The sequence below is a fragment of the Paenibacillus sp. FSL H8-0079 genome (assembly GCF_037991315.1).
Lineage (GTDB): Bacteria > Bacillota > Bacilli > Paenibacillales > Paenibacillaceae > Paenibacillus.
In genome coordinates this window covers 5,298,444-5,319,277 of the sequence record NZ_CP150300.1, presented here as the reverse complement: position 1 = coordinate 5,319,277, position 20,834 = coordinate 5,298,444, and the positions used below count along the sequence as shown (strand labels likewise).

The 20,834-nt window shown below is 48.4% G+C and carries 21 protein-coding genes and 1 pseudogene; 20 read left to right on the top strand and 2 right to left on the bottom strand.

Going from position 1 to position 20,834, the window contains the following annotated elements; translation table 11 throughout:
• Window positions 1–18 precede the first annotated feature (18 nt).
• From opp1B to rpsN, 8 genes are all read left to right on the top strand, one after another.
• Window positions 19–951, top strand: a complete 933-nt coding sequence (opp1B, locus tag MHI06_RS23815) for a nickel/cobalt ABC transporter permease (RefSeq protein WP_340399317.1) — start codon at window positions 19–21, stop codon at window positions 949–951.
• Window positions 951–1,847: a nickel/cobalt ABC transporter permease gene (gene opp1C / locus MHI06_RS23810; protein WP_340399316.1), complete on the top strand. Its 897-nt coding sequence runs from the start codon at window positions 951–953 to the stop codon at window positions 1,845–1,847. The genes opp1B and opp1C overlap by 1 nt, the downstream gene beginning before the upstream one ends.
• Window positions 1,828–2,637 carry an ABC transporter ATP-binding protein gene (locus tag MHI06_RS23805; RefSeq protein ID WP_340399315.1) on the top strand — a complete coding sequence of 270 codons (810 nt, stop codon included), beginning with the start codon at window positions 1,828–1,830 and terminating at the stop codon, window positions 2,635–2,637. Before opp1C ends, MHI06_RS23805 begins: the two co-directional genes overlap by 20 nt.
• Window positions 2,638–3,420 carry an ABC transporter ATP-binding protein gene (locus tag MHI06_RS23800; RefSeq protein ID WP_340399314.1) on the top strand — a complete coding sequence of 261 codons (783 nt, stop codon included), beginning with the start codon at window positions 2,638–2,640 and terminating at the stop codon, window positions 3,418–3,420.
• Window positions 3,421–3,521: 101 nt separating this feature from the next.
• A complete protein-coding gene (locus MHI06_RS23795) occupies window positions 3,522–4,715 on the top strand; it encodes an MFS transporter (protein ID WP_340399313.1) in 1,194 nt (397 codons plus the stop codon).
• Window positions 4,712–5,977 (top strand): MFS transporter, encoded by a 1,266-nt coding sequence (locus MHI06_RS23790; protein WP_340399312.1) that lies wholly within the window; start codon window positions 4,712–4,714, stop codon window positions 5,975–5,977. The genes MHI06_RS23795 and MHI06_RS23790 overlap by 4 nt, the downstream gene beginning before the upstream one ends.
• A gap of 570 nt (window positions 5,978–6,547) precedes the next feature.
• Window positions 6,548–7,744 carry a GTP-binding protein gene (locus tag MHI06_RS23785; RefSeq protein ID WP_340399311.1) on the top strand — a complete coding sequence of 399 codons (1,197 nt, stop codon included), beginning with the start codon at window positions 6,548–6,550 and terminating at the stop codon, window positions 7,742–7,744.
• Window positions 7,745–7,796: 52 nt separating this feature from the next.
• Window positions 7,797–8,066 carry a 30S ribosomal protein S14 gene (gene rpsN / locus MHI06_RS23780; protein ID WP_036605831.1) on the top strand — a complete coding sequence of 90 codons (270 nt, stop codon included), beginning with the start codon at window positions 7,797–7,799 and terminating at the stop codon, window positions 8,064–8,066.
• Between the two features lie 24 nt (window positions 8,067–8,090).
• Here the strand turns inward: rpsN and MHI06_RS23775 are convergent, their stop codons facing one another.
• Window positions 8,091–8,948, bottom strand: coding sequence for an AraC family transcriptional regulator (locus MHI06_RS23775; protein WP_340399310.1), 858 nt, complete (start codon window positions 8,946–8,948; stop codon window positions 8,091–8,093).
• Window positions 8,949–9,124: 176 nt separating this feature from the next.
• On the opposite strand from MHI06_RS23775, the gene MHI06_RS23770 reads away from it, so the two are divergent.
• Window positions 9,125–11,197, top strand: a complete 2,073-nt coding sequence (locus MHI06_RS23770) for a beta-galactosidase (protein ID WP_340399309.1) — start codon at window positions 9,125–9,127, stop codon at window positions 11,195–11,197.
• A 152-nt stretch (window positions 11,198–11,349) separates the two neighbouring features.
• Here MHI06_RS23770 and MHI06_RS23765 read toward each other — a convergent pair whose 3' ends face one another.
• The gene (locus MHI06_RS23765) at window positions 11,350–12,384 is read right to left on the bottom strand and encodes a helix-turn-helix transcriptional regulator (protein ID WP_340399308.1); all 1,035 of its coding nucleotides are present in this window, start codon (window positions 12,382–12,384) and stop codon (window positions 11,350–11,352) included.
• Between the two features lie 286 nt (window positions 12,385–12,670).
• Between MHI06_RS23765 and modA the strand changes: the two genes are divergently transcribed.
• From modA to MHI06_RS23710, 11 genes and pseudogenes are all read left to right on the top strand, one after another.
• Window positions 12,671–13,528 (top strand): molybdate ABC transporter substrate-binding protein, encoded by an 858-nt coding sequence (modA, locus tag MHI06_RS23760; RefSeq protein ID WP_340399307.1) that lies wholly within the window; start codon window positions 12,671–12,673, stop codon window positions 13,526–13,528.
• Window positions 13,525–14,211: a molybdate ABC transporter permease subunit gene (modB, locus tag MHI06_RS23755; protein ID WP_340399306.1), complete on the top strand. Its 687-nt coding sequence runs from the start codon at window positions 13,525–13,527 to the stop codon at window positions 14,209–14,211. Before modA ends, modB begins: the two co-directional genes overlap by 4 nt.
• 276 nt (window positions 14,212–14,487) lie before the next feature.
• Window positions 14,488–14,820, top strand: coding sequence for a hypothetical protein (locus tag MHI06_RS23750; protein ID WP_169480550.1), 333 nt, complete (start codon window positions 14,488–14,490; stop codon window positions 14,818–14,820).
• Window positions 14,821–14,930: 110 nt separating this feature from the next.
• Window positions 14,931–15,164, top strand: a pseudogene (locus tag MHI06_RS23745) (amino acid ABC transporter ATP-binding protein); the annotation flags it as partial.
• A 121-nt stretch (window positions 15,165–15,285) separates the two neighbouring features.
• Entirely contained in the window at window positions 15,286–15,573 is a 288-nt protein-coding gene (locus MHI06_RS23740; protein WP_017692509.1) for a hypothetical protein, read from the top strand.
• Window positions 15,574–15,596: 23 nt separating this feature from the next.
• A complete protein-coding gene (locus tag MHI06_RS23735; protein WP_017692510.1) occupies window positions 15,597–15,938 on the top strand; it encodes a hypothetical protein in 342 nt (113 codons plus the stop codon).
• Window positions 15,935–16,234: a hypothetical protein gene (locus MHI06_RS23730; protein WP_062837871.1), complete on the top strand. Its 300-nt coding sequence runs from the start codon at window positions 15,935–15,937 to the stop codon at window positions 16,232–16,234. The genes MHI06_RS23735 and MHI06_RS23730 overlap by 4 nt, the downstream gene beginning before the upstream one ends.
• A gap of 1 nt (window position 16,235) precedes the next feature.
• The gene (locus MHI06_RS23725) at window positions 16,236–16,577 is read left to right on the top strand and encodes a hypothetical protein (RefSeq protein ID WP_264934206.1); all 342 of its coding nucleotides are present in this window, start codon (window positions 16,236–16,238) and stop codon (window positions 16,575–16,577) included.
• A 252-nt stretch (window positions 16,578–16,829) separates the two neighbouring features.
• Window positions 16,830–17,924 (top strand): glycosyltransferase, encoded by a 1,095-nt coding sequence (locus tag MHI06_RS23720; RefSeq protein ID WP_340399305.1) that lies wholly within the window; start codon window positions 16,830–16,832, stop codon window positions 17,922–17,924.
• A gap of 70 nt (window positions 17,925–17,994) precedes the next feature.
• Window positions 17,995–19,134, top strand: a complete 1,140-nt coding sequence (locus MHI06_RS23715) for a glycosyltransferase (RefSeq protein WP_169480548.1) — start codon at window positions 17,995–17,997, stop codon at window positions 19,132–19,134.
• Window positions 19,135–19,201: 67 nt separating this feature from the next.
• The gene (locus MHI06_RS23710) at window positions 19,202–20,824 is read left to right on the top strand and encodes a glycosyltransferase family 4 protein (protein ID WP_340399304.1); all 1,623 of its coding nucleotides are present in this window, start codon (window positions 19,202–19,204) and stop codon (window positions 20,822–20,824) included.
• Window positions 20,825–20,834 lie beyond the last annotated feature (10 nt).

The window sequence follows — 20,834 nt, the reverse complement described above, 5'->3', positions numbered from 1 at the left end:
AATAGAGCGGAGATGGATATGGGAAGTTATATCTTCAAAAGGATTATGTTAGCCATCCCTTTACTGATTATTATTTCATTTATAACGTTTGTCCTGATTAATCTATCTCCCTTGGACCCGGCGGTTGTCGTGTTACAGGCACAGGAAGTTCCGCAGATCACGGATGAACTGATCGCCCAAACGAACAAAGCGCTGGGATTCGATCAGCCGTTCATGATCCAGTATGCGAACTGGATCATGGCTGTTGTGCAGTTGGATTTCGGCAACTCTTATGTATCGGGTGAACCCGTATGGTCATTGATGGGGCCGGCTTTTATGAACACATTGAAGTTAACGCTCGTTTCATCGGTATTCATTATTGCGCTGTCCATCCTGCTGGGTGTGATCTGTGCCATGAGAGAAGGCAAGCTGCTGGATCGATCGGTTAGAGGTATTTCCTTTTTCCTCACAGCCATGCCATCCTACTGGCTTGCAGCTATTATGATCTGGTATTTTTCCGTCAAGCTGGATCTCCTGCCTACCAGTGGCATGGACTCGTATCGAAGCTACATTCTACCGGTGATTGTGATCACGGTGAGTTATACAGGCATTTATTTCCGAACGGTTCGAAGCTCCATGCTGAGCAATATGAATGAGGACTATGTGTTATATGCACGGGCAAGTGGCCTGAGCGAGAAGAAAGTCACCCTGCATATTCTGAGAAATTCATTACAGGTGGCCGTGTCCATCTTTTGCATGGCGATCCCGATCGTGTTGGGCAGTACGGTGGTCATCGAAAATGTATTTGCCTGGCCGGGGATCGGGAGGCTCAGCGTGAAATCCATTTTAAGCAGGGATTTTCCGATTATTCAGGCGTATGTTCTGATGTTGGCTGTCACCTTTGTCTTGTTTAATACGTTATCCGACATCATTAATGCGGCGATGAATCCCCGGTTGAGAAAGGAATTCTGATGCGAATACTGAAAAATCTCAGTAAAGACAAGCTTGCGATGACCTCGTTGGTAGTGATTATCGTCATGATTATGGCGGGCATACTGGCTCCGCTTATTGCGCCGCATGATCCTGGACAAGTGAACATGAAGCTTCGATACGCCTCCTCGTCCTGGGAGTATCTATTAGGCAATGATCATCTGGGCAGATGTGTATTATCCCGGCTAATCTATGGGATCCGTCCAAGTGTGTTATGGGTTCTGGTTGCACTCAGTCTATCTGTTCTGATCGGGGCTATTGTTGGATTTGTCGCGGGTTACTTCAAGGGGAAAGTGGATGCATGGATCATGAGAGTCTGTGATATCATGCTGTCTTTTCCGGGATACGTGATGACACTGGCGGTGGTTGGCATTTTGGGTGCAGGACTGGAGAACATTCTGATTGCTTTTGTGTGCATGAAATGGGCCTGGTTTGCCCGCGTTATTCGCACATCTGTGATGCAATTCTCTGATATGGATTATGTAAAATTCGCCAAAGCCTCCGGCACACCCAATCTGAGAATTATAACCAAACATATTGTTCCGGTTACCTTTGCCGATATTGCTGTCATTGCGAGTGGTTCCATGTGTTCAATGATGTTGCAGATCTCCGGCCTTTCCTTTCTGGGGCTTGGCATTCAGGCTCCGCATTCGGAGTGGGGCATGATGCTCAATGAGGCGAGGGAAGTCATGTTCTCCAGACCTGAATTGATGTTGGCACCGGGCCTGGCCATTGTGGTGGTCGTGTCTGCTTTTAATTTTCTATCGGATGCCCTTCAGGTGGCTCTGGACCCCAAATTGATGACCTCTCAAGGTAAGTCTGACAAGTCTTACGAAAGTGAGGTGAGAAAGACCACTTATGAATATAGTCGAGGTTGAACATTTGAAAGTATGGGACACCAACACTGACAAAGTGATCATTCATGACAGTTCATTTGAAGTCAGGCAGGGAAGCTGTATGGCCATCGTAGGGGAAAGTGGTAGCGGCAAGTCCGTCACGTGCAGAGCTATCATGCGACTGAACAAGCCATGGATTCGTCAATCGGGCACGATGTTATTCCAGGGCGAAGACCTGAACCAGCTTTCGGAACCGGAGATGCGGCGTAAGCGGGGCAAGCATCTATGTATGATTTTGCAAAATGGCATGAGTGCATTTGATCCTTCCTGTGTCATTGGTGTTCATATTCGGGAGACGCTTCAGCAACATTTTGGCTGGAACACCCGCGAGAGTGAACGGAAAATCATCCATGCCATGGAAAGCGTCATGCTTAGACATCCGCGTGAGATTCTGAATCAATATCCACATCAGCTGTCCGGTGGAATGCTGCAACGAATCATGATTGCACTGGCATTGGTGCTGGAGCCCGATCTGATTATTGCGGATGAGCCGACAACGGCACTGGATACGATCTCTCAATATGAAGTCGTGGAGCAATTGATTCAATTACGCGAACGCATGGGCTGTTCCATGATGTTCATCTCCCATGATCTCGGCGTCGTTCAGAAGATTGCAGATGACGTGATGGTCATGAAAGACGGAAGCATCGTAGAGCGTGGCAGCATGCATTCTGTTTTGACAGAGCCGAAGCATGCCTATACGCAGTATCTGGTCTCTACCCGACTGGAGCTGAGCAATCATTTTAAGGCGTTGATGCAGGGGGATTTATAGATGTTAAAGGTCGATGGTATTGAAAAATCTTATAGCCAAGGCGGATTGTTCTCCAAGCACAGACAACAGGTGTTGAAACAGGTTACCTTTGAATGCCAGCAGGGTGAATGTCTCGGTATCATTGGTGAAAGCGGAAGTGGAAAATCCACGTTGGGCCGTCTGATTCTGGGCATTGAACGCCCGGATCGTGGAACGATCTCGCTCGATGGTAAAGACGTACAGGATCGACGTGTACGGATGGGCAATCTCAGCGCCGTTTTTCAAAACTATACGTCCTCCATCAATCCGTTTCTTACCGTGGAAGCTGCCATTATGGAACCAATGCAAGCACAGCAAAAGCTGCGAAAGGATCAGGGTAACTCAGAGAAGGTAGATCTGTTGCTGAACCAAGTTGGACTGGACTCTTCCTATAGATCCAAATATCCGCATGAACTATCCGGCGGGGAGGCTCAGAGAGTGTGCATTGCCAGAGCGATCTCGACAGCCCCAAAACTTATCGTATTCGATGAAGCGATCAGCTCACTGGACGTGTCTGTTCAGATTCAGGTGTTGCAATTACTGAAAGAGCTTAAGGAAATCTACAAGCTGAGCTATGTCTTTATCACACATGATATACAGGCGGCAGCCTATATCTGTGACAGGGTAATCATTTTCAGAGAGGGACAGGTTGTAGAGATCGTTCCGACCAAGCAACTCAAGGACGTACAGTCCGACTATGCGAAGAGATTATTGAAGCATTTGAATCGATTTCATAATACCTTAAGCTGCTTCAATCAAGGCTAGATATAGATCAAAACGGTTCAATTTGTCTATATCTAGTTACATAAATCTATTATTAGTGAGTTATGAAATTGATTAATACCATTTTAGGGGGAACACCCATTGTGAGTGGAGCGATGTCTTGGCCTTTTCTGCGCTTGTACATATTGGTTCTTCTATATTTCAGTGCCAATGCCATTCTTAACGTGATCATCCCATTGCAAGGGGAGTCCTTGGGCGCGAGCGGTACAACAATCGGACTGATCATGGGCGCTTATATGCTCACAACGATGTTTTTCAGACCCTGGGCAGGTCGGATTATTCAAAAGCACGGACCAATCAAAATATTGCGTCTGATTCTGATTATCAATGGATTTGCGCTGATTTTATATACCTTTACGGGACTCGGCGGTTATTTGGTTGCTCGTATTTTACAAGGTGTATCGACAGCGTTTTTCTCCATGGCCTTGCAGATTGGCATTATTGATGCCCTTCCGGAGAAGGATCGCTCTCAGGGGATTTCGTATTATTCGCTGTTCAGTTATATACCAGGCATCGTGGGGCCAGTTATCGCATTAGGAATCTGGCAGACGGGTGGCATGGATTATTTTACAGTGGTTCTGATCGGCATTGCCGTCTGTACGGGTGTCTTCGGATATACCGCCAAAATGGAACCAAACAAGGAGCAACCTGCTGAGAATCTTTCGGAGCAGAACGTGAGCATGTGGGAATCCTTTGGTCAGTTGGTGAAGAATCCACATTTATTTCGTTGCAGTGTGTTAATGCTCGCAGCTTCGGTTGTATTTGGCGCGATTACCACCTTTATTCCGCTGTATGCGAGTCAAGTACCAGACGGGAATGCGGGTGTATATCTGATGCTTCAGGCAGGAACAGTGGTGTTGGCTCGAATTATGCTTCGAAAAAGGATTCCGTCCGATGGCAGTTGGCATTCTAATTTTATGATGGGCACCATGTGTCTGCTCGCCGTAGCTGCGCAATGTGTCAGTTTTGCCGTGACAGGCGGGGTGGTCTTTTTCTATGTGGGCGCTGTATTCATGGGAATCGGTCAGGCGATCCTGTATCCGACACTCACGACCTATTTATCTTTTGTGTTGCCTAAGCTGAATCGGAACGTTCTGATCGGTTTATTTATTGCGATGGCGGATCTGGGTATCTCTCTGGGTGGTGTGATTATGGGACCCGTCGCTGACTTCTCTTCCTATTCATTTATGTACATGATGTGTGCTATCCTAGGAGCGGTAATGATCGTTTTTGCCTATGAACGGCGTAGACCCGTGACAGGTACATCTGTGAGTTGACTGCCAGTAGAGAAAGTGGTGACGAACGTTTGAAGGCTTCAATGAAGGCAACATCCAATGGAAAATTAAATCCGGTATCCTTTTCGTTTATCCGGTTTTATATGCTGGCCTTTTTATTTTTTGCGGCAAATTCAGCTTTGACAATTATTCTGCCTTTGAGAAGCGAGGCCGCCGGATTGAATCAGGCTGAGATTGGTCTGATGATGGGGGCATATATGTTCACCTGTATGCTCTTGAGACCTTTTGCAGCGCAGCTCTTGGGTAAGCATGGGCCACTTCGAGTGATGCAATGGCTATTGCTATTACATGCGGGCACGCTGCTGTTATTTGTTGTTTTTGGTGTGGAGACGTATCTGTGGTTGCGGGCCCTACAAGGGGTGGCTACGGCTTTTTTCTCCATGACGATGCAGGCAGGCATTGTAGAAAAGCTGGAGGACAAAGACCGGGCCCAAGGGTTGTCCATGTACACCCTGTTTACGATGGTTCCTTCTCTGGTCATTCCGATCCTCGCCATACAAATCTGGGAAAATGCCAGTGATCTGGCGTTTACGTTCCTGATGATCGGACTGGCTGCTTTGCCACTTCTGATTGGATATAATGTGGATCTGCCGCGGAGTACCGTGCAGAACAAATCGTATACCTTGGGCGATATGTTTCGTTCATTCGGTGGCATCTGGCGCAGTACGCCACTGCTGATCAGCAGTGTGGTGATGTTGTTTGCGTCCTGCGTCTTTGGTGCGACAGCGACCTTTCTTCCCCTGTATATGGTATCCACCGGAATGGCGAGTGCAGGCGTATTTCTGACGATTCAGGGATTGGTTGTGATCCTGTGCAGGTTTATTTTGCGTAAAAAAATTCCGTCCGATGGTAGCTGGAATACTTGGCTGATGGCAGGGTTAATGCTGTGTGCTGCACTGGGAACCCAGTTGCTCAGTCTGATGGAGATCATCGGGCCACTAGTGTATTTATCCGCGGTGTTCAGCGGTTTTGCCCTGGCACTGTTGTACCCGACGTTAACCACATATCTGTCTTTTGTGCTGCCTGCGGATTCCAGATATGTACTCATGGGGATCTTCATGTCCTCGTATGACCTCGGATTCTCTCTCGGAGGACTGGCGATGGGGCTCATTGTACAGGTGAGTTCGTATTCGACCATGTTTATGATCTGCACGTTGCTCTCTATTGCAGCGATGGTTCTGGTGTTGGTGTTCAGGCAACGGATGGAAGCGGGGAATAAGGCCAGATCTGTGGTGACTATATAAATTGAACTAAAGAACATTTACACGGATCACTCCAATGACAGAACAACCTTCCGATCGCTGTTATCCCCAGATTTTTTTGATTCCTTTTTATAAAGGTTAAATCCGGGGATAGCGTATGCTTCCGATGTAGCTTTCTTTCAGAAAGCTTGTAGGCGAAGTGTATGCTTTCGAAGTAGCTTTCCTGCAGAAAGCTTGTAGCTCCGCTTCTTCAGGTTCTTTCTGTCCTCTCCGTTTCGTGTAAATGTTCAGTTCAATTTATATAGCTTTGTTGAATATGTCACGGTACAGGCGTACTTCTAATGTATATTGATATAGTCCGCTGTCTAGCCTATCCCGCATGTAATGCGAACATTTACAGAGGAGGTTTATGACTCACTTCTTGCCAAAACGTATCCTTAGGATGCGAAAGTGCAAGGGCTGGTCATCAGCCTTTTTTTGTTTTTTTGCAGGTTGAAATCAAAAATAGTTTGACAATGACCGTGCAACAGGATTATAGTCATTGTTGTTAATCGTAATAATTACTATTAAAGTCCGGATTACACAGACTGCACATATAAGGAGTAGGTTTCTATGACACAAAAGCAAGTTCCGGTAACCGTACTGAGTGGTTACCTCGGTTCAGGGAAAACGACAGTTTTGAATCATGTGTTGAACAACAGACAGGGGCTCAAAGTTGCGGTGATCGTCAACGACATGAGTGAGGTGAACATTGATGCTGCGCTGGTCAAGGGGGAGGCAACCTTGTCTCGAACCGAAGAGAAGTTGGTGGAGTTGTCGAACGGCTGTATCTGCTGCACCTTGCGGGATGATCTGATGCAAGAGATTGAGAAGCTGGTGAACGAAGGCAAGTATGATTATATTTTGATCGAATCCACCGGCATCAGTGAACCTGTTCCAGTTGCACAGACCTTTACATACGCCGATGAGGAGTCGGGTATTGATCTAACTCGCCTGGCCCGATTGGATTGTCTGGTAACGGTGGTGGATGCCAATCGATTCTGGCATGATTTTGGATCAGGACAGAGTCTTCTGGATCGTAATCAGGCTACCGGAGATGAAGACACCCGTGATGTCGTAGACTTGTTGATCGATCAGATCGAGACGTGTGATGTGTTGTTGCTCAACAAATGTGATCTGGTCGATGAAACCGAGCTGAACAAGCTCGAAGGTATCATCCGCAAGTTACAGCCTAACGCCAAGATCATTCGGACCGAGAATGGACAGGTGAATCCGTCCGAGATTATGAATACAGACCGCTTTGATTTTGAGAAAGTGAGCATGTCCGCGGGATGGATTCAGGAGCTGGAGAAGGAGTCGCATACACCGGAAACCGAGGAATATGGCATTGGTTCCTTCGTCTATCGCCGCAGAAAGCCGTTCCATCCTTCTCGTCTCGCTGAATTCATGAGTTACTGGCCGGAAGAAGTGGTACGTGCCAAAGGCTTAGTATGGCTTGCGGCTGAAGGGGATGTTGCGGCAAGCCTCAGTCAGGCTGGGCCATCCATTCAGTTCGGTCCTGCGGGACATTGGGTCGCGGCGTTGCCGGAAGCGGACAAAGAAGAGATTTTACGTAACGAGCCGGATGTTCTGGAGAAATGGGATGCCCAGTGGGGAGATCGTCAGACGGAGCTTGTCATGATCGGGATCGAAATGGAACGTGCGAGCATTGAAGATGAGCTGGACCAGTGCCTGCTCAGTGATGAAGAAATGCTGGCTGACTGGGGCCATTTCGACAACCCGCTGCCATGGCCTGTGGAAGCCATATAACTCGGAAGATGATGTTCTAAACATAAATTCAATCAATAAGGAGCTGTCATTCATGGCTAAAAAATCAAAAGTGGTACGTGAGAAGCAACGTCAGGCGATCGTGGCAAAATATGCGGACCTGCGCCGGGAATTGAAGGAAAAAGGGGATTACGAAGCATTGCAAAAATTGCCGCGGAATGCATCTCCGACCAGACTGAAGAACCGTTGTGAAGTAACAGGTCGCCCGCGGGGTTATCTACGCAAGTTCAAGGTATCTCGAATCAAGTTCAGAGAACTGGCTCATCAAGGTCAGATTCCCGGGGTAACGAAATCCAGTTGGTAAAATGATGAAGGAATACTGCCGTTTCTATAACGAATGATTGTGCATCATACGGAATTGCATAGGCGTTACGTTTTCCTGGGTTTTAAAACATCGGATGAAGTAGCTTGACTGTGAGAATCCCGTTTCCAGCGTAATTTGCTTAATGGAAAGGTTGGTTGTCGCGAGCAGTTGTTTTGCATGCAGTAACCTGGATTCCAACAGGAATTCCGGAAAGGAGATGCCAAACGTTTGACTGAACTTGCGGCTGAAGTATGTTGTACTGTATCCGGCAATCCTGGCAACGTGGTCAAGCGTGATGTGCTCGTTACTGTGGGATCGAATATAATTCCCTGCTTCACGAATTCGTTCTGAAGTGTGATTGAGAGAAACATTAATCCGGCTCGCAGCGGATTGCAATCGGGTCAGAAGCTCATATAGCGTTGCTGCCACACTGTGCTCGTCCTCCACTTGATAGTCTCTTCCTAGCTCCAGTAACCTGTCCATCAGCTTGGTAATCACCGGGAAGTTGGAACATTGAAACAGCCACGGCTCGTCAACACCTTTTCCATTTAACAGCTCTTCGAGACGAACGCCGTAAAAGTGAATCCAACGAATATTCCAAGGATCATCCGAATCCGAGTAGTAGGTTTGTCTGAGACCAGGGCCATAGAGAAATCCCTGTCCACGTGTTAGCTCATAACGAGTAGTTCCAGTATCCAGGAAGCCTTTACCGTCAAGTACAAGGTGAAGATTGTAGCAATGATCCAAGTTGATATCTTTCGTTCGATATTCCCGATTCACACGATGCTTCGGAAAATCACTGTACCCTCCCATAAAATCGGGAAAGCATACATGTCTGGGGAAAACCGGCTTGGGGAGAAAGATATGTTCTTTCACGTGCATCCTCCATTTTGAACGCAATATTTTTATGTATCGAACTGAAATATATTCAGTCAACTGTGGTTTGAATCTTAGACGATGACAATATTTTATTATAAGTCGCATAATCTTGTCATTTATTATCTGTGAAGGTTCCAATAGAATGGAGGCAATATGGCAGGTTAAGGGGGCAATTGAAGGTGGAAAAATCAATCCAAATGGATGAATTGAAACTGGGGGTCTGTTATTACCCTGAGCATTGGTCGGAAGCGTTGTGGGAGGACGATTTCCGTAGAATGAAAGAGATGAATATTACCGTTATTCGGATGGCTGAATTCGCATGGGCGATCTTTGAACCGGAAGAAGACCAGTTTGATTTTAGTTTTTTCCAGAAGGCACTGGATCTGGCGCATCAATATGGTTTGAGCGTTATTTTGGGAACACCTACTGCAACTCCACCAGCATGGTTAACATCCAAATATCCCGAAGTATTGAATGCGAATAAAGACGGGGTATTGTATCAACATGGCATGCGACGCCATACCAACTACAGCAGCCCAATCTACAGACAGCAATGTGAAAAAATTGTGCGCAATATGGTGATTGCCTATAAAGACCATCCGGCTCTCATTGGCTGGCAGATCGATAACGAATTCAATTGTCATATGGATGTGTTCTACGCTGACGCAGATCATGTCGCCTTTCGTGAATGGCTCAAGAATCGTTATGGGTCTTTGGATAACCTGAACCAGGCGTGGGGAACCGTTTTTTGGAGTCAGACCTATACCGACTGGGAGCAAGTTCACCTTACCCGAAATATGGTCAGTCCATCGCCCAATCCTCATTTAGCGTTAGATGAAAAGAGATTCATATCAGCCAATACGATTTCATTTGCCAAGCTACAGGTGAGCATTATTCGGGAACTGGATCCGGATCATTGGATCACGACGAACGGTACATTCGGACACTTGGATAATCATGAAATGACAGAGGATCTGTTGGATTTCTTCTCTTATGATTCGTATCCGCAGTTTGCCACGATATTCCCGGGGACAGACGACAACTCGTTACAAGACCGGGCGTGGAGCATGAAACTGTCCAACGTACGCAACATGTCACCGAACTTCTGCGTGATGGAACAACAGTCTGGGCCAGGAGGCTGGGTCGATAGTATAGGCATGGGCACTCCGAGACCGGGGCAGATCCGATTATGGTCATATCAATCCGTTCTTCACGGAACAGACCTGCTCGTCTACTTCCGCTGGCGGACGGCAACGTTCGGAACTGAGATGTATTGGCATGGGATAAATGATTACCATAATCAACCTAACAGAAGAGTACGCGAGGTTGCACAAGTGGGTGAAGAGTTTGCCAGAATAGGGAGCGTTATTGCGGGTACTACATATCAAGCTGATGTTGCCATCCTGCAGGATTACGATAACATCTGGGACGGGGAATTGGACGAGTGGCACGGTCCGCTTCAGCAACAGAGCGTACGCTCCTGGTATAAGCAGCTCCAGTATCGTCATATCCCAACGGATATGGTTACACTGCAACCAACGACAACACTGGAAGAGCTATCTGAATATAAGGTAATCATCTATGCTCACCCGGCCATCATGACAGACGAGACAGCAGAACTTCTGCAAGCCTATGTCAATCAAGGGGGGACTCTGTTTTTCGGTGCGCGTACCGGTTATAAGGATCTCAAGGGACATTGTTATATGAGACCGTTCCCAGGGGCGGTCGCTGAGCTGTGTGGTGTAACCGTGGAGGATTTTACCTTAATCAAAGGAACCGTTCCCGCAGCTGAGCTGCAATGGAGTGGAGTGAGTGAGCGACTTCAGGAGGGAACGCCAACGGCTGGATTTAACGAAGTTCTTCATGTGGAGCATCCGGACGTGCAGGTCGTAGCGGAGTATACATCCGAGTACTATGCAGGTAGTCCTGCATTGACCAAACGTGCGGTAGGTCAGGGACAGGTATGGTATTATGGGGCGGCTTACAACGAACCGGTCGTAGATGCTATTCTAGATGAAATAGGGCTATCTTCACCAATGGGTGACCTGGTAGAGGTACCGTCTGAAGTTGAACTTGGTATCCGTTCTGGTGAGGATAAAGCTTATGTATTTTTACTCAACTACTCGAATCAACAAGTACCCATCAAGCTTAAGAAGCAAGCGAAAGAGTTACTATCGGGTACAACACTTCAAAATGAGATCAACATGCCTGCATATGGTGTATTCATCTTTGAGGTTGATCTGCCGCAATGAGCAGCCTATCCTTCCATCTCATGAGTGATTATATATAGAAGAAACAACCAAAACGCCTTGCAGCCATTGCAAGGCGTTTTGCATATGCAGCATGTGCTTCATATGCTTCATACGTTTAACATGGCTGGAATGAAGGTCTGTACTTCGTATGACTATGTTTCGTACAAAATTTCGCCTGTTCGGGACACATCATATCCCTCGAATGATTGCAGTTCCTGCCTGAACTCAGGCGATTGGAGAATTCGCAGTACCGATTCGGTCCAGGCTTCATTACCTTGCTTCCTCAGCATGACCAGATCATAGCGTTCCTGAACGAGCGGAATAAAATCAACCTGTCCCACAAGTCGCGCAGCCTTCTCAATGCCGACTCCGACATCGGCTTCACCTGAACTGACTTTGGCAGCCACGCCCATGTGACTGGTTTCTTCGGCGTCATATCCGATTAGATTTGCCGCAGGAATTCCATGCAGCCGAAGTTGCTCATCCAGTAATACTCGCGCGCCAGAACCTTTCTCCCGGTTAGCCAGACGAAGTTCAGGCTTGCTCAGATCGGTCCAATTCTGCAAATGAAGCGGGTTACCGCGCTGTACATACAATCCGGCAGGACGTGACAGCAAGTTCACCACAACATAGGAGCGTCCCGTCAAAATTTTGCGAATATACGGCAGATTATACTCACCGGTATCTCCGTCGAGCAGATGGGTACTGACCAGATCGGATTCGCCGCGATACATTGAGATAAGCCCATCCAGACTACCCATGAACGAGCGGAGCGGACGAATGTCCCATGTGTGTTTCTCCATGTGTCGCATCAGAATATCCAGACTGACATCCTGACCTGTAATGACCAAATGCCGTGGTGAAGCTGTCATCGTATGGCTCGACATCGCTGGAGCAATCGCGGGTGCAGACCTGACTTGATTTGCCGAAGTACCCTGGGAATTACTATGACCGGGTTGAGTTCCTGCTGCAGAGACCTGATCCGCAGTCGGGATGCGCTGACCTGGGGATTGAAGTTGTTTGGAGCGACGTTTATATGCTTCCAGATCCGTTGCATCAATCCGCATTTGTTTACCCACACGGTATGCGACGAGGTCTCCCTTTTTAATCAGGTCATAGACCGTCAGTTTCGATATTTTGAGTAGTTTGGATATCTCTTCGGTTGTGTAGGATTGCTCCTCCGTCATAAGTGAAGATCCTCCTTCAAAGGTATAGAGCAACTATGGTTATATTACATCAGCGTAATATCATGTAATTCATGTGAATAGATCATTCATCGTAATGGAATGTTTCTTGTACTATACCATTAATTGATGGATGCCATAAACCTGAGAACATGAAAGAAGCGCATAGAACAGGCAACAAAAAGCGAATGTGATTAAAATCACCTTCCTATTTTATTCGTCTTGTGTATAATTAGATATAATCAATTATAACTAGTTATAACTAAACATAACATTGGGGGATAAATGAATGAGAAAGAGAATCGGATATGTATTAGGAAGTATGTCACTGGGACTAGCTCTTGTATTGGCTGGTTGTGGCGCAAGTACGGGCACTACGGATACATCCACGGGTGCAGAACAAACGACTTCAACGACAGCGACATCAGCAGGCAACACCGATCCGCAGGAAGTGGTAGATCTGACGATCTCTGCCGCGGCCAGTCTGACCGATGCCATGAAGGAAATAGAAGCTAATTTTGAAACAGCCAATCCCAATATAGAACTGAATTTCAACTTTGGCGCATCGGGTGCCTTGCAACAGCAGATTGAACAGGGTGCACCAGCTGATATCTTTGTATCGGCGGCAACGAAAAATATGAATGCGCTGGTGGAAGAGAACCTGATTGCATCGGGCGATCAGAAGAATCTGCTACAGAATTCACTGGTGGCGATTGTGCCAGCAGATGGGACCAATACCGTGACCAGCGAAACGGATCTCACCAGCGATTCCATCAAGACGGTAGCGATTGGGATTCCGGAAAGTGTGCCTGCGGGAACCTATGCCAAGGAAGCTTTGACGAATGCCAAGCTGTGGGATCAACTGGAAAGCAAGCTTGTACAGGGGAAAGACGTTAGACAGGTTCTTCAATATGTAGAGACAGGTAATGCAGATGCAGGATTTGTATACAAAACAGATGCGCTTACTTCGGATCAGGTAAAAATTGCTTTTGAGGTAGACAAGAATAACTACACACCCGCTAATTATCCGGTAGGTATTATTGAAGGAACGAAACACCGCACAGAAGCCGAACAATTCTATACTTACTTGCAAACCCCTGAAGTACTGGATATCTTCACGAAATACGGATTCTCTATTTCCGAATGAATGTCAACGCAATAGATTGGTCGGTATTCTGGTCACCGGTGCGTCTGTCACTTCAAGTTGCGTTGTTATCCAGTGTGGTAGCCACTGTGCTGGGAATCGCCGTAGCCTGGAAAATGTCGCGCACTTCATTCCGGGGGAAAATTCTGCTGGAAACGGCATTTATGTTGCCACTGGTACTTCCCCCGACGGTGGTCGGATTTCTGTTGCTTGTCATACTGGGACGTAAGAGCCTGTTAGGACAATGGATTGAAGCGATATTCTCCGCGCCTGTTATTTTCTCTTGGTGGGCTGCGGTGATAGCTTCGGTAGTTGTTGCTTTTCCGCTCGTCTATCAGACCATGAAATCAGGATTCGGCGGTGTGGATCGGGATCTGGAAGATGCGGGACGCTCGATTGGGGCTAATGAGTGGCAGGTTTTCCGTTACATTTCCTTGCCGCTTGCAGGAAGAGCATTGATGACCGCCTTCATCCTGGGCTTTGCCCGGGCACTCGGGGAATTTGGAGCGACACTGATGATTGCAGGTAATATTCCAGGCAAAACGCAAACGGTACCGACGGCGATCTATGTCGCTGTGGATTCGGGCAATCAGACCATGGCCTGGGCGTGGACTGTTTCCATTATCATCATCTCTTTTCTGATGTTACTAATGACCAGACAGCAGCGGGATGGCAAAAATGATTGATTTTGTGAGAACCTATATTATGTAAAGAAACATGACGAAAAACCCGTGTTAAGGAAAGTGATTCTTCCTTAATGCGGGTTTTTATTACCAATTTAATATGCACCAATATTAAATAGTTAACCGAATTAGCCCTAATAGAAATGTAAAGCTTTTTTAACATAAAAAAATAAAAAAAATCCCGAAATTTAATCGTTCAGCACTCGCTTTCAGTGGGCTTGTTCCTGTAAGATAGAAGTAACTGATTCCAGCCAAGTACTGAAATAAGGAGAGACGACGATGAATACTAAACCTGATTGCGGCGTATCGTTGCAAATCGATGACTATCTGGATCTTTTGCATTTTGCCATCCAAATTCAAGATCAGGAATGGCAGCAATCCCTTATCCACCAACTCAAAATATTTCAGACGGCGACGGAGCAGCAGCGCACACCTGAAGAGGAATTATGGACACGGTTTGATTACATCAACAGCAAACTGACAGGTCTTTGCCACCAGATTCATGCCGCTCATTCCACGGATGAACGCAAGAAGTTTGAAGAACGGATCGGGCTCTTGCAATTACAGCGATTGGAAGTCGCACGTAAAATTAAATGGGCGAGTCGCAGATAGATGGTCGTGTAAAACACCACGTGGTGTACCGCCAAAATAGTATAATTCAATGATATTCATACATGAAGAAGTCATCCACCAATCGGTTTTGGGGATGGCTTTTTCGCGTACTATTGGGTGAGGTATTGTCTGTCATCCGCTCCATTGCTCAAGAAGGAATTACCATGATTGTGGTTACCCATGAGATGGATTTTGCCCGTGAGGTGGCGAATTGGGTTGTTTTCATGGATGGAGGCTCCGTTGTGGAGGAAGGAACACCGGAAGAGGTATTTGTGCATCCCAAACAGGAACGTACTCGCCAATTCCTCAGTCGATATTCTTCTGATTGGAGTTATGTCATCTGACGATATAGGCGCAAGCTGTAGTAACTGACGATCCCGGCCCGGCATATGCTGTAACAGGCAAATGCTGATAGGCCGGGTTTTTCTATGGGTGAAGCAGGCCGTGACGGTAAGGAGGAGGACCATGCAGAGCAAAATCGATGAAATCATCACACATATTGCACACTCTCACCAGCAGATTGCACGTGTGCTGGATGCCAAACGCCAAGTCGCTGTACGCATGTCTGAAATCATTAATCATTTGCCAGATATCGAACCGGAGCTGGATGGCGTTGACGGTCTGCTGGATAGCTCGGGGCAAATCAACAAAAGCATTATCTCTTACTTGGGAGGCCTTGCAGATCTGGAAGAGGCTGTAGCCGAAACGCTGACCCAAGTCATGCGGGAGATCGCGGTTCAAGAGGAAGAATAAGCCCGGAAGGCGGGTGAAGGAACATGAGTAGAGAACAGAGCCTCATTCTGATGCTGGACGCAGCAGCCAAGATGCAGTGGAATATTGCCCTGATCCTGGAGGCAAAAGCGATTGAGGCCGAGAAGGTACGGAACTGGACGCTAAATCATCTGAATGGGGATACCTTTCTGACGCATGGGGATCAGGTCGGAGAGCCACTCAAAATGCATGATCAGCTGGTGGAATTGCTGGAAGGATTGACCCGGATGGAAACCGGACTGTGCAACAATCTCAAAGCGGTGATGGTACAGAACGATAGCGAAGATGGCGGCGGTATGGACGGTGGCATGTTTGGCGGTATGGATCTGGGAGACATGGGAAAATGAGTCTGATGCGGCGTGAGCAGGAAGCGAAACTGGCTCTTATTGAATCTATTGCACACAGTCAGCAGGCGCTGGCACGCATTTTGGACAGTGTAGCCAGCGTATCCGCTCATTCGGAAGTATCTGCCCGCAGTCTGGCCGAGAACATTCGTTTGTTGAGTCGCTATCAGGAAGAGATGTCTCGTATGGTTACGGGAATCAGGCTGGCCCGAATCCAGCATGGGGAGCCTGGCTTGCCCTGGCTCAAAGACCCCGGGTGTGCAATTCGTATCGTTCGGGACATACAGGAGGAATGTTGACATGTTAAAGAAGAAGAAAATACGACTGAGAACCAAAAGAGCTTTGGTAACCCGTGGAGCCCGTCTCCGTAAAATCCGCAAGCTGCGTGCGCTCAAAGCGAAACGTGTTCTTCACAAACGCCCGCTTAAAGGACGCAGTGCGTGGCTCAAAAAAAAGAAACGTACGGTACGGCGGCACCGGAGTCCGAAGCCCGTACAACCATTCGTCCCGGCTACCCCTACCGATCCGAACCCGGACAGTGCGTACAGCCAGGGCTACAACGAGGCGTACAACGAGGGATTCAACGCGGGTTTCGCCAAGGGATTCGAGGACGGACATCAGCTGGCGTACAAAGCACAGTAACCGAGTAGACACGATTATTCCTGCATGGAATGATAATTGCCTAACAGTTAGCCCGGGGGGACAGATCCCTCCGGGTTATTTGCATCGCCGCAAAAGCGGACATGCCCGTACAGGCGGATGTGGAGGGCATACGCCAATTTTGCGCCTTGCAGGACACCCGTCCATGATGCATCTGACCCCGAGGCATATCCTTTAGAGGGAAGACCAATCACGGGGAGAGTCTGGAAATGAGATCTCCTGAAGGAAGACAGGGTGAAGAATGTGGCAAAACGAAGACACCGTCCGCTGACCGAAGCGGAAACGGCTTACCGCGGCGGATACGCAGAAGGCCGCAGATTTGGCGGCTGTCAGGCCATGATGGAGCGGGTGCAGATGTTTCAACCGACCCTGCGGGACATGAAAGTGCTGTATATCCCCCAAGGATTCGATGCCATCGATGAAGGTGTCACCTTGGCCCTGCAGCAGTCTGTACGTGAATGCGTTGTTGGATCGCCAGCAGCAATGTTGCAGGAAGCCAGTCACCATCGGCCCGATGTCGTGCTCGTCATGAATGGTCTGCATGTATTCCCTGCAGATCATCTGGAGCAGGTGAACGGCATACGTGCACTCGGTATTCGAACAGCCGTATGGTTTGTGGATGATCCGTATTTCACCGAAGATACAGCGACCCTCTGTCAGCACTATGATGTCGTGTTCACACATGAAGAGGCCGCGGTGCCCTTCTATCTGGGACATGGAGCGAGCCAGGTCATCTATATGCCACTCGCGGTGAATCCAGGCATGTTTCAACCGCGGCGCACGGCACCACAGCATCAGTACGACATTTGTTTTATCGGTACAGGGTTCTGGAACCGGATCGCTTTGTTCGATGAGCTGGCCCCTTTTCTGGCGGACAAAAAGGTGTTCATCGCGGGTAGTCAGTGGAACCGGCTGGCACGCTTTGATGTCCTTGGCCGTTTCATCCACGAAGGATGGATTGACCCCGGAGCGACCGTGGATTATTACAATGGCGCCAAGATCGTCATTAACATTCACCGGACTTGCGAGAATGGGGAAGACAATCGCAACACGCACCATCTGGAAGGCCGCTCCATTAATCCACGGACGTATGAGATCAGTGCCTGCGGCACGATGCAGATTACGGATGCACGTGGAGATCTGCCCCGTTATTATCAGCCGGGCTATGACATCGAGACGTTCAGCAACGCGGCAGAGCTTCAGCACAAAATCCACTATTATCTGAAACATGAAGAGGAACGGCAGGCGATGGCTTGGCGTGGACTTCTCACCACGATGAACCAGCACACGTTCACTCGCCGCATCGCTCAGTTGCTGGAACATTTGTAATCCCAATCCTCATCCCCATCTGAAGTACAGCACAACGAGAATCCTATCCCAAAAATAAAGGAGTGGCGGTATGTCTCTCAAACACCGTAAAACCAAAAAGGTTCATGCACCCGTACTCAGCTTGGCAGATCAAGCACGTAAAAATGGGCAACATGCCGGATATGACGCGGGTAAGGAAGAAGGATATCTGCGCGGTCGCGCCAACTATATTGTGAATTGTGCACAAGAACCATTGCCTTTCCGGCAGCTTCACGTGCTGTATGTATCTTCGGGTAAAGGCTTCCCATATTCTCCACTGGATGAGGCCATTATGGCCACACTGCAGGGCATGGTAGCTCAGGTAACCCTGTCTGATCCGCGTCAACCGGTTTCCGAGATTGCGCTGCAAACGCGCCCTGATCTGGTGCTTGTGCTGGACGGAATGGATATTCCCATCGAGCATATCGATGCAATTCGCCAAGCAGGCATTCAGACAGCGATCTGGCTCACGGATGATCCGTACTATACAGATATGACGCTGGAGATCGTGCATCATTTTGACCATATCTTCACACTGGAACTGAACTGTGTTGAACTGTACCGCCAAACTGGTTGTGCATCGGTTCACTACCTTCCTTTTGCCGCCTTCACCAATCATTACTTCCCAATTACAACCCCTTCCCCATTAAAAAGAGATGTCAGCTTTATCGGCTCGGCCTACTGGAACCGGGTGTACTTCTTCAACCCGATCATGGCTCAGCTGATGTCACACAATACCGTATTTAACGGCATCTGGTGGGATCGTCTGCCTGACTACACCGCCTATGGCGAGAAGATTGAACTCGGCCGCTGGATGAGTCCGCAGGAGACCAACGATGTGTACAATGGCACCAAAATTGTCATCAACCTGCATCGGTCCCACGAAGATGACTCGGTCAATAACAATCACCTCAAAATCCCGCCAGCTTCACCGAACCCGAGAACGTTTGAAATTGCCGCATCCACCACGCTACAGCTGACTGATGCACGGGATGACATTGCGCGTTTCTACAAACCAGGTGTGGAGATCGAGACGTATTCCTCCCCGCAGGAGTTGCTCGACAAAGTGGAATATTACCTTGCTCATGAGAAAGAACGTCGTGAGATTGCACTTCGAGGGCTCGAACGTACACTGAAAGACCACACGTACGGCAAAAGAATTAATGAAATGTTAACCATCATATTCCCTTAATTTTGGCCGGGAGGAGGTGTGCACAGTACCCTGTATCGGGATGTCCGCTTACAGGGTCCGTGCGGCCATGGCAATGAAACCAAAGCTGATGTTGTTTTCCCATGTGTGCAACACCCGCAGCATTACGGGCGCGGAGAAGCTGCTGCTTCATTTTATGAGGGAGATCGGTTCGATATTTGATTGTGTGCTCGTAGTTCCGCAGGAGGGGAAGCTTGCGGGGCTTGCACGAAGATTCGGCATTCAGGTCAAAATATGCAATCTGCCGATGCTTCACGGTGTGTACACACCTTACCGGGGCATTGCAGACGATGCGGAGCATCTTCGCCATACACCAGCGTATCAGGAGGCGGTCTCCCTGATTCGGGAAACCGCGCCTGACATGGTGCTAACGAACACCTGCGTCAATGTGATGCCGGCTGTTGTGGCGAAATCGCTACAGATTCCGGTCATCTGGAAGATCACCGAGATCATTCACTCGAATGAACATACAACCGAGGCGGTCCAGATGATTGGCCGTTATGCGGACTGGATTATCGGTATATCCGAGACAGCGGTGGCTCCATTTCATGAAGCCGGCATGGGTGATAAACTGACTGTCATTTCGCCGACCTGGGAACCTGCGCTACCAGCACCGGACCGCTGGGTTCATCTGCGTGAGCGCAAGCGTAAGGAACTCGGCTTCAAGTCATCACAGACCTGTATCGGTTATATTTCTTCCTTTATATATGATGCCAAAGGGTTGAAACCTTTTGTAGATATGGCTCTGAAAATCTGTGAAACGCATTCGCGTTGTCGCTTCTGGATCATCGGTGCTCCATCGGATAAAAAGTATTACGACGAGTGTGTATCACGGGTGAAGAAATCCGGGTATTCGCGCCGATTCACCTTCACCACATTTGAAGAGAACGTATCTCTGGCGTATACCGCCATGGATATCGTGGTCATTCCGAGCATGGTCAAAGAAGGATTTGGTATGACCGCACTGGAGGGTCTCTATTTTGCCAAACCGGTCATCGCCTTTGCCCAAGGTGGGCTGAAGGAATTGATGGAATCCGTAGGCAGTGATGCCTTTCTGGCCCCGCCGGGGGATACCGAAGCACTTGTCACATTAGCGACAACCTTGCTGAATGATACCGAGCTTGCCTCGGATACGGGGTGGCGCAATCGGACAGAAGCGGAAAGGCTCTACGGGATTGAAACCTACCGAACGAAATTGCATACGATGGTGACACAGTGGTTGTTACGTTTTCCCGGATGGTTTTCCTACATCCAGCCTCCGAATGGACCTGTGTACGCATGGGGAGAGGGCGGATTACGCACAGTACTGGCTCTGGAACCTGCTACAGTGCGGGCACTCTTATTCCCACTGAGCGTCATCCAGGCGTTGCCACTTTCCTCATTACCTCCGATTGCATTGGGTCACGATGCTCCGGGTGCAGCGGCTCGCTCCGTTGCAAAGCTCATTCAACAGGGTGGTAGAACGGGGAAACGTCGACGCAAGTCACTTGCACCACATACTCGTCGCGACCGTGAGGGGTTGAAACAAGCTTCGGGAACTGGCAAACGTAAGGGGAAACCCCGTACAACGAAGGGACCGCGTCCACATATGGGGAAATCGGCTAGTCGCAGACGTAAATCTGCCAAGGCGGGACGTAGCCGAGTAAGGCGCAAAGGTTCCAATACAAGATGAAGGCAGGGAT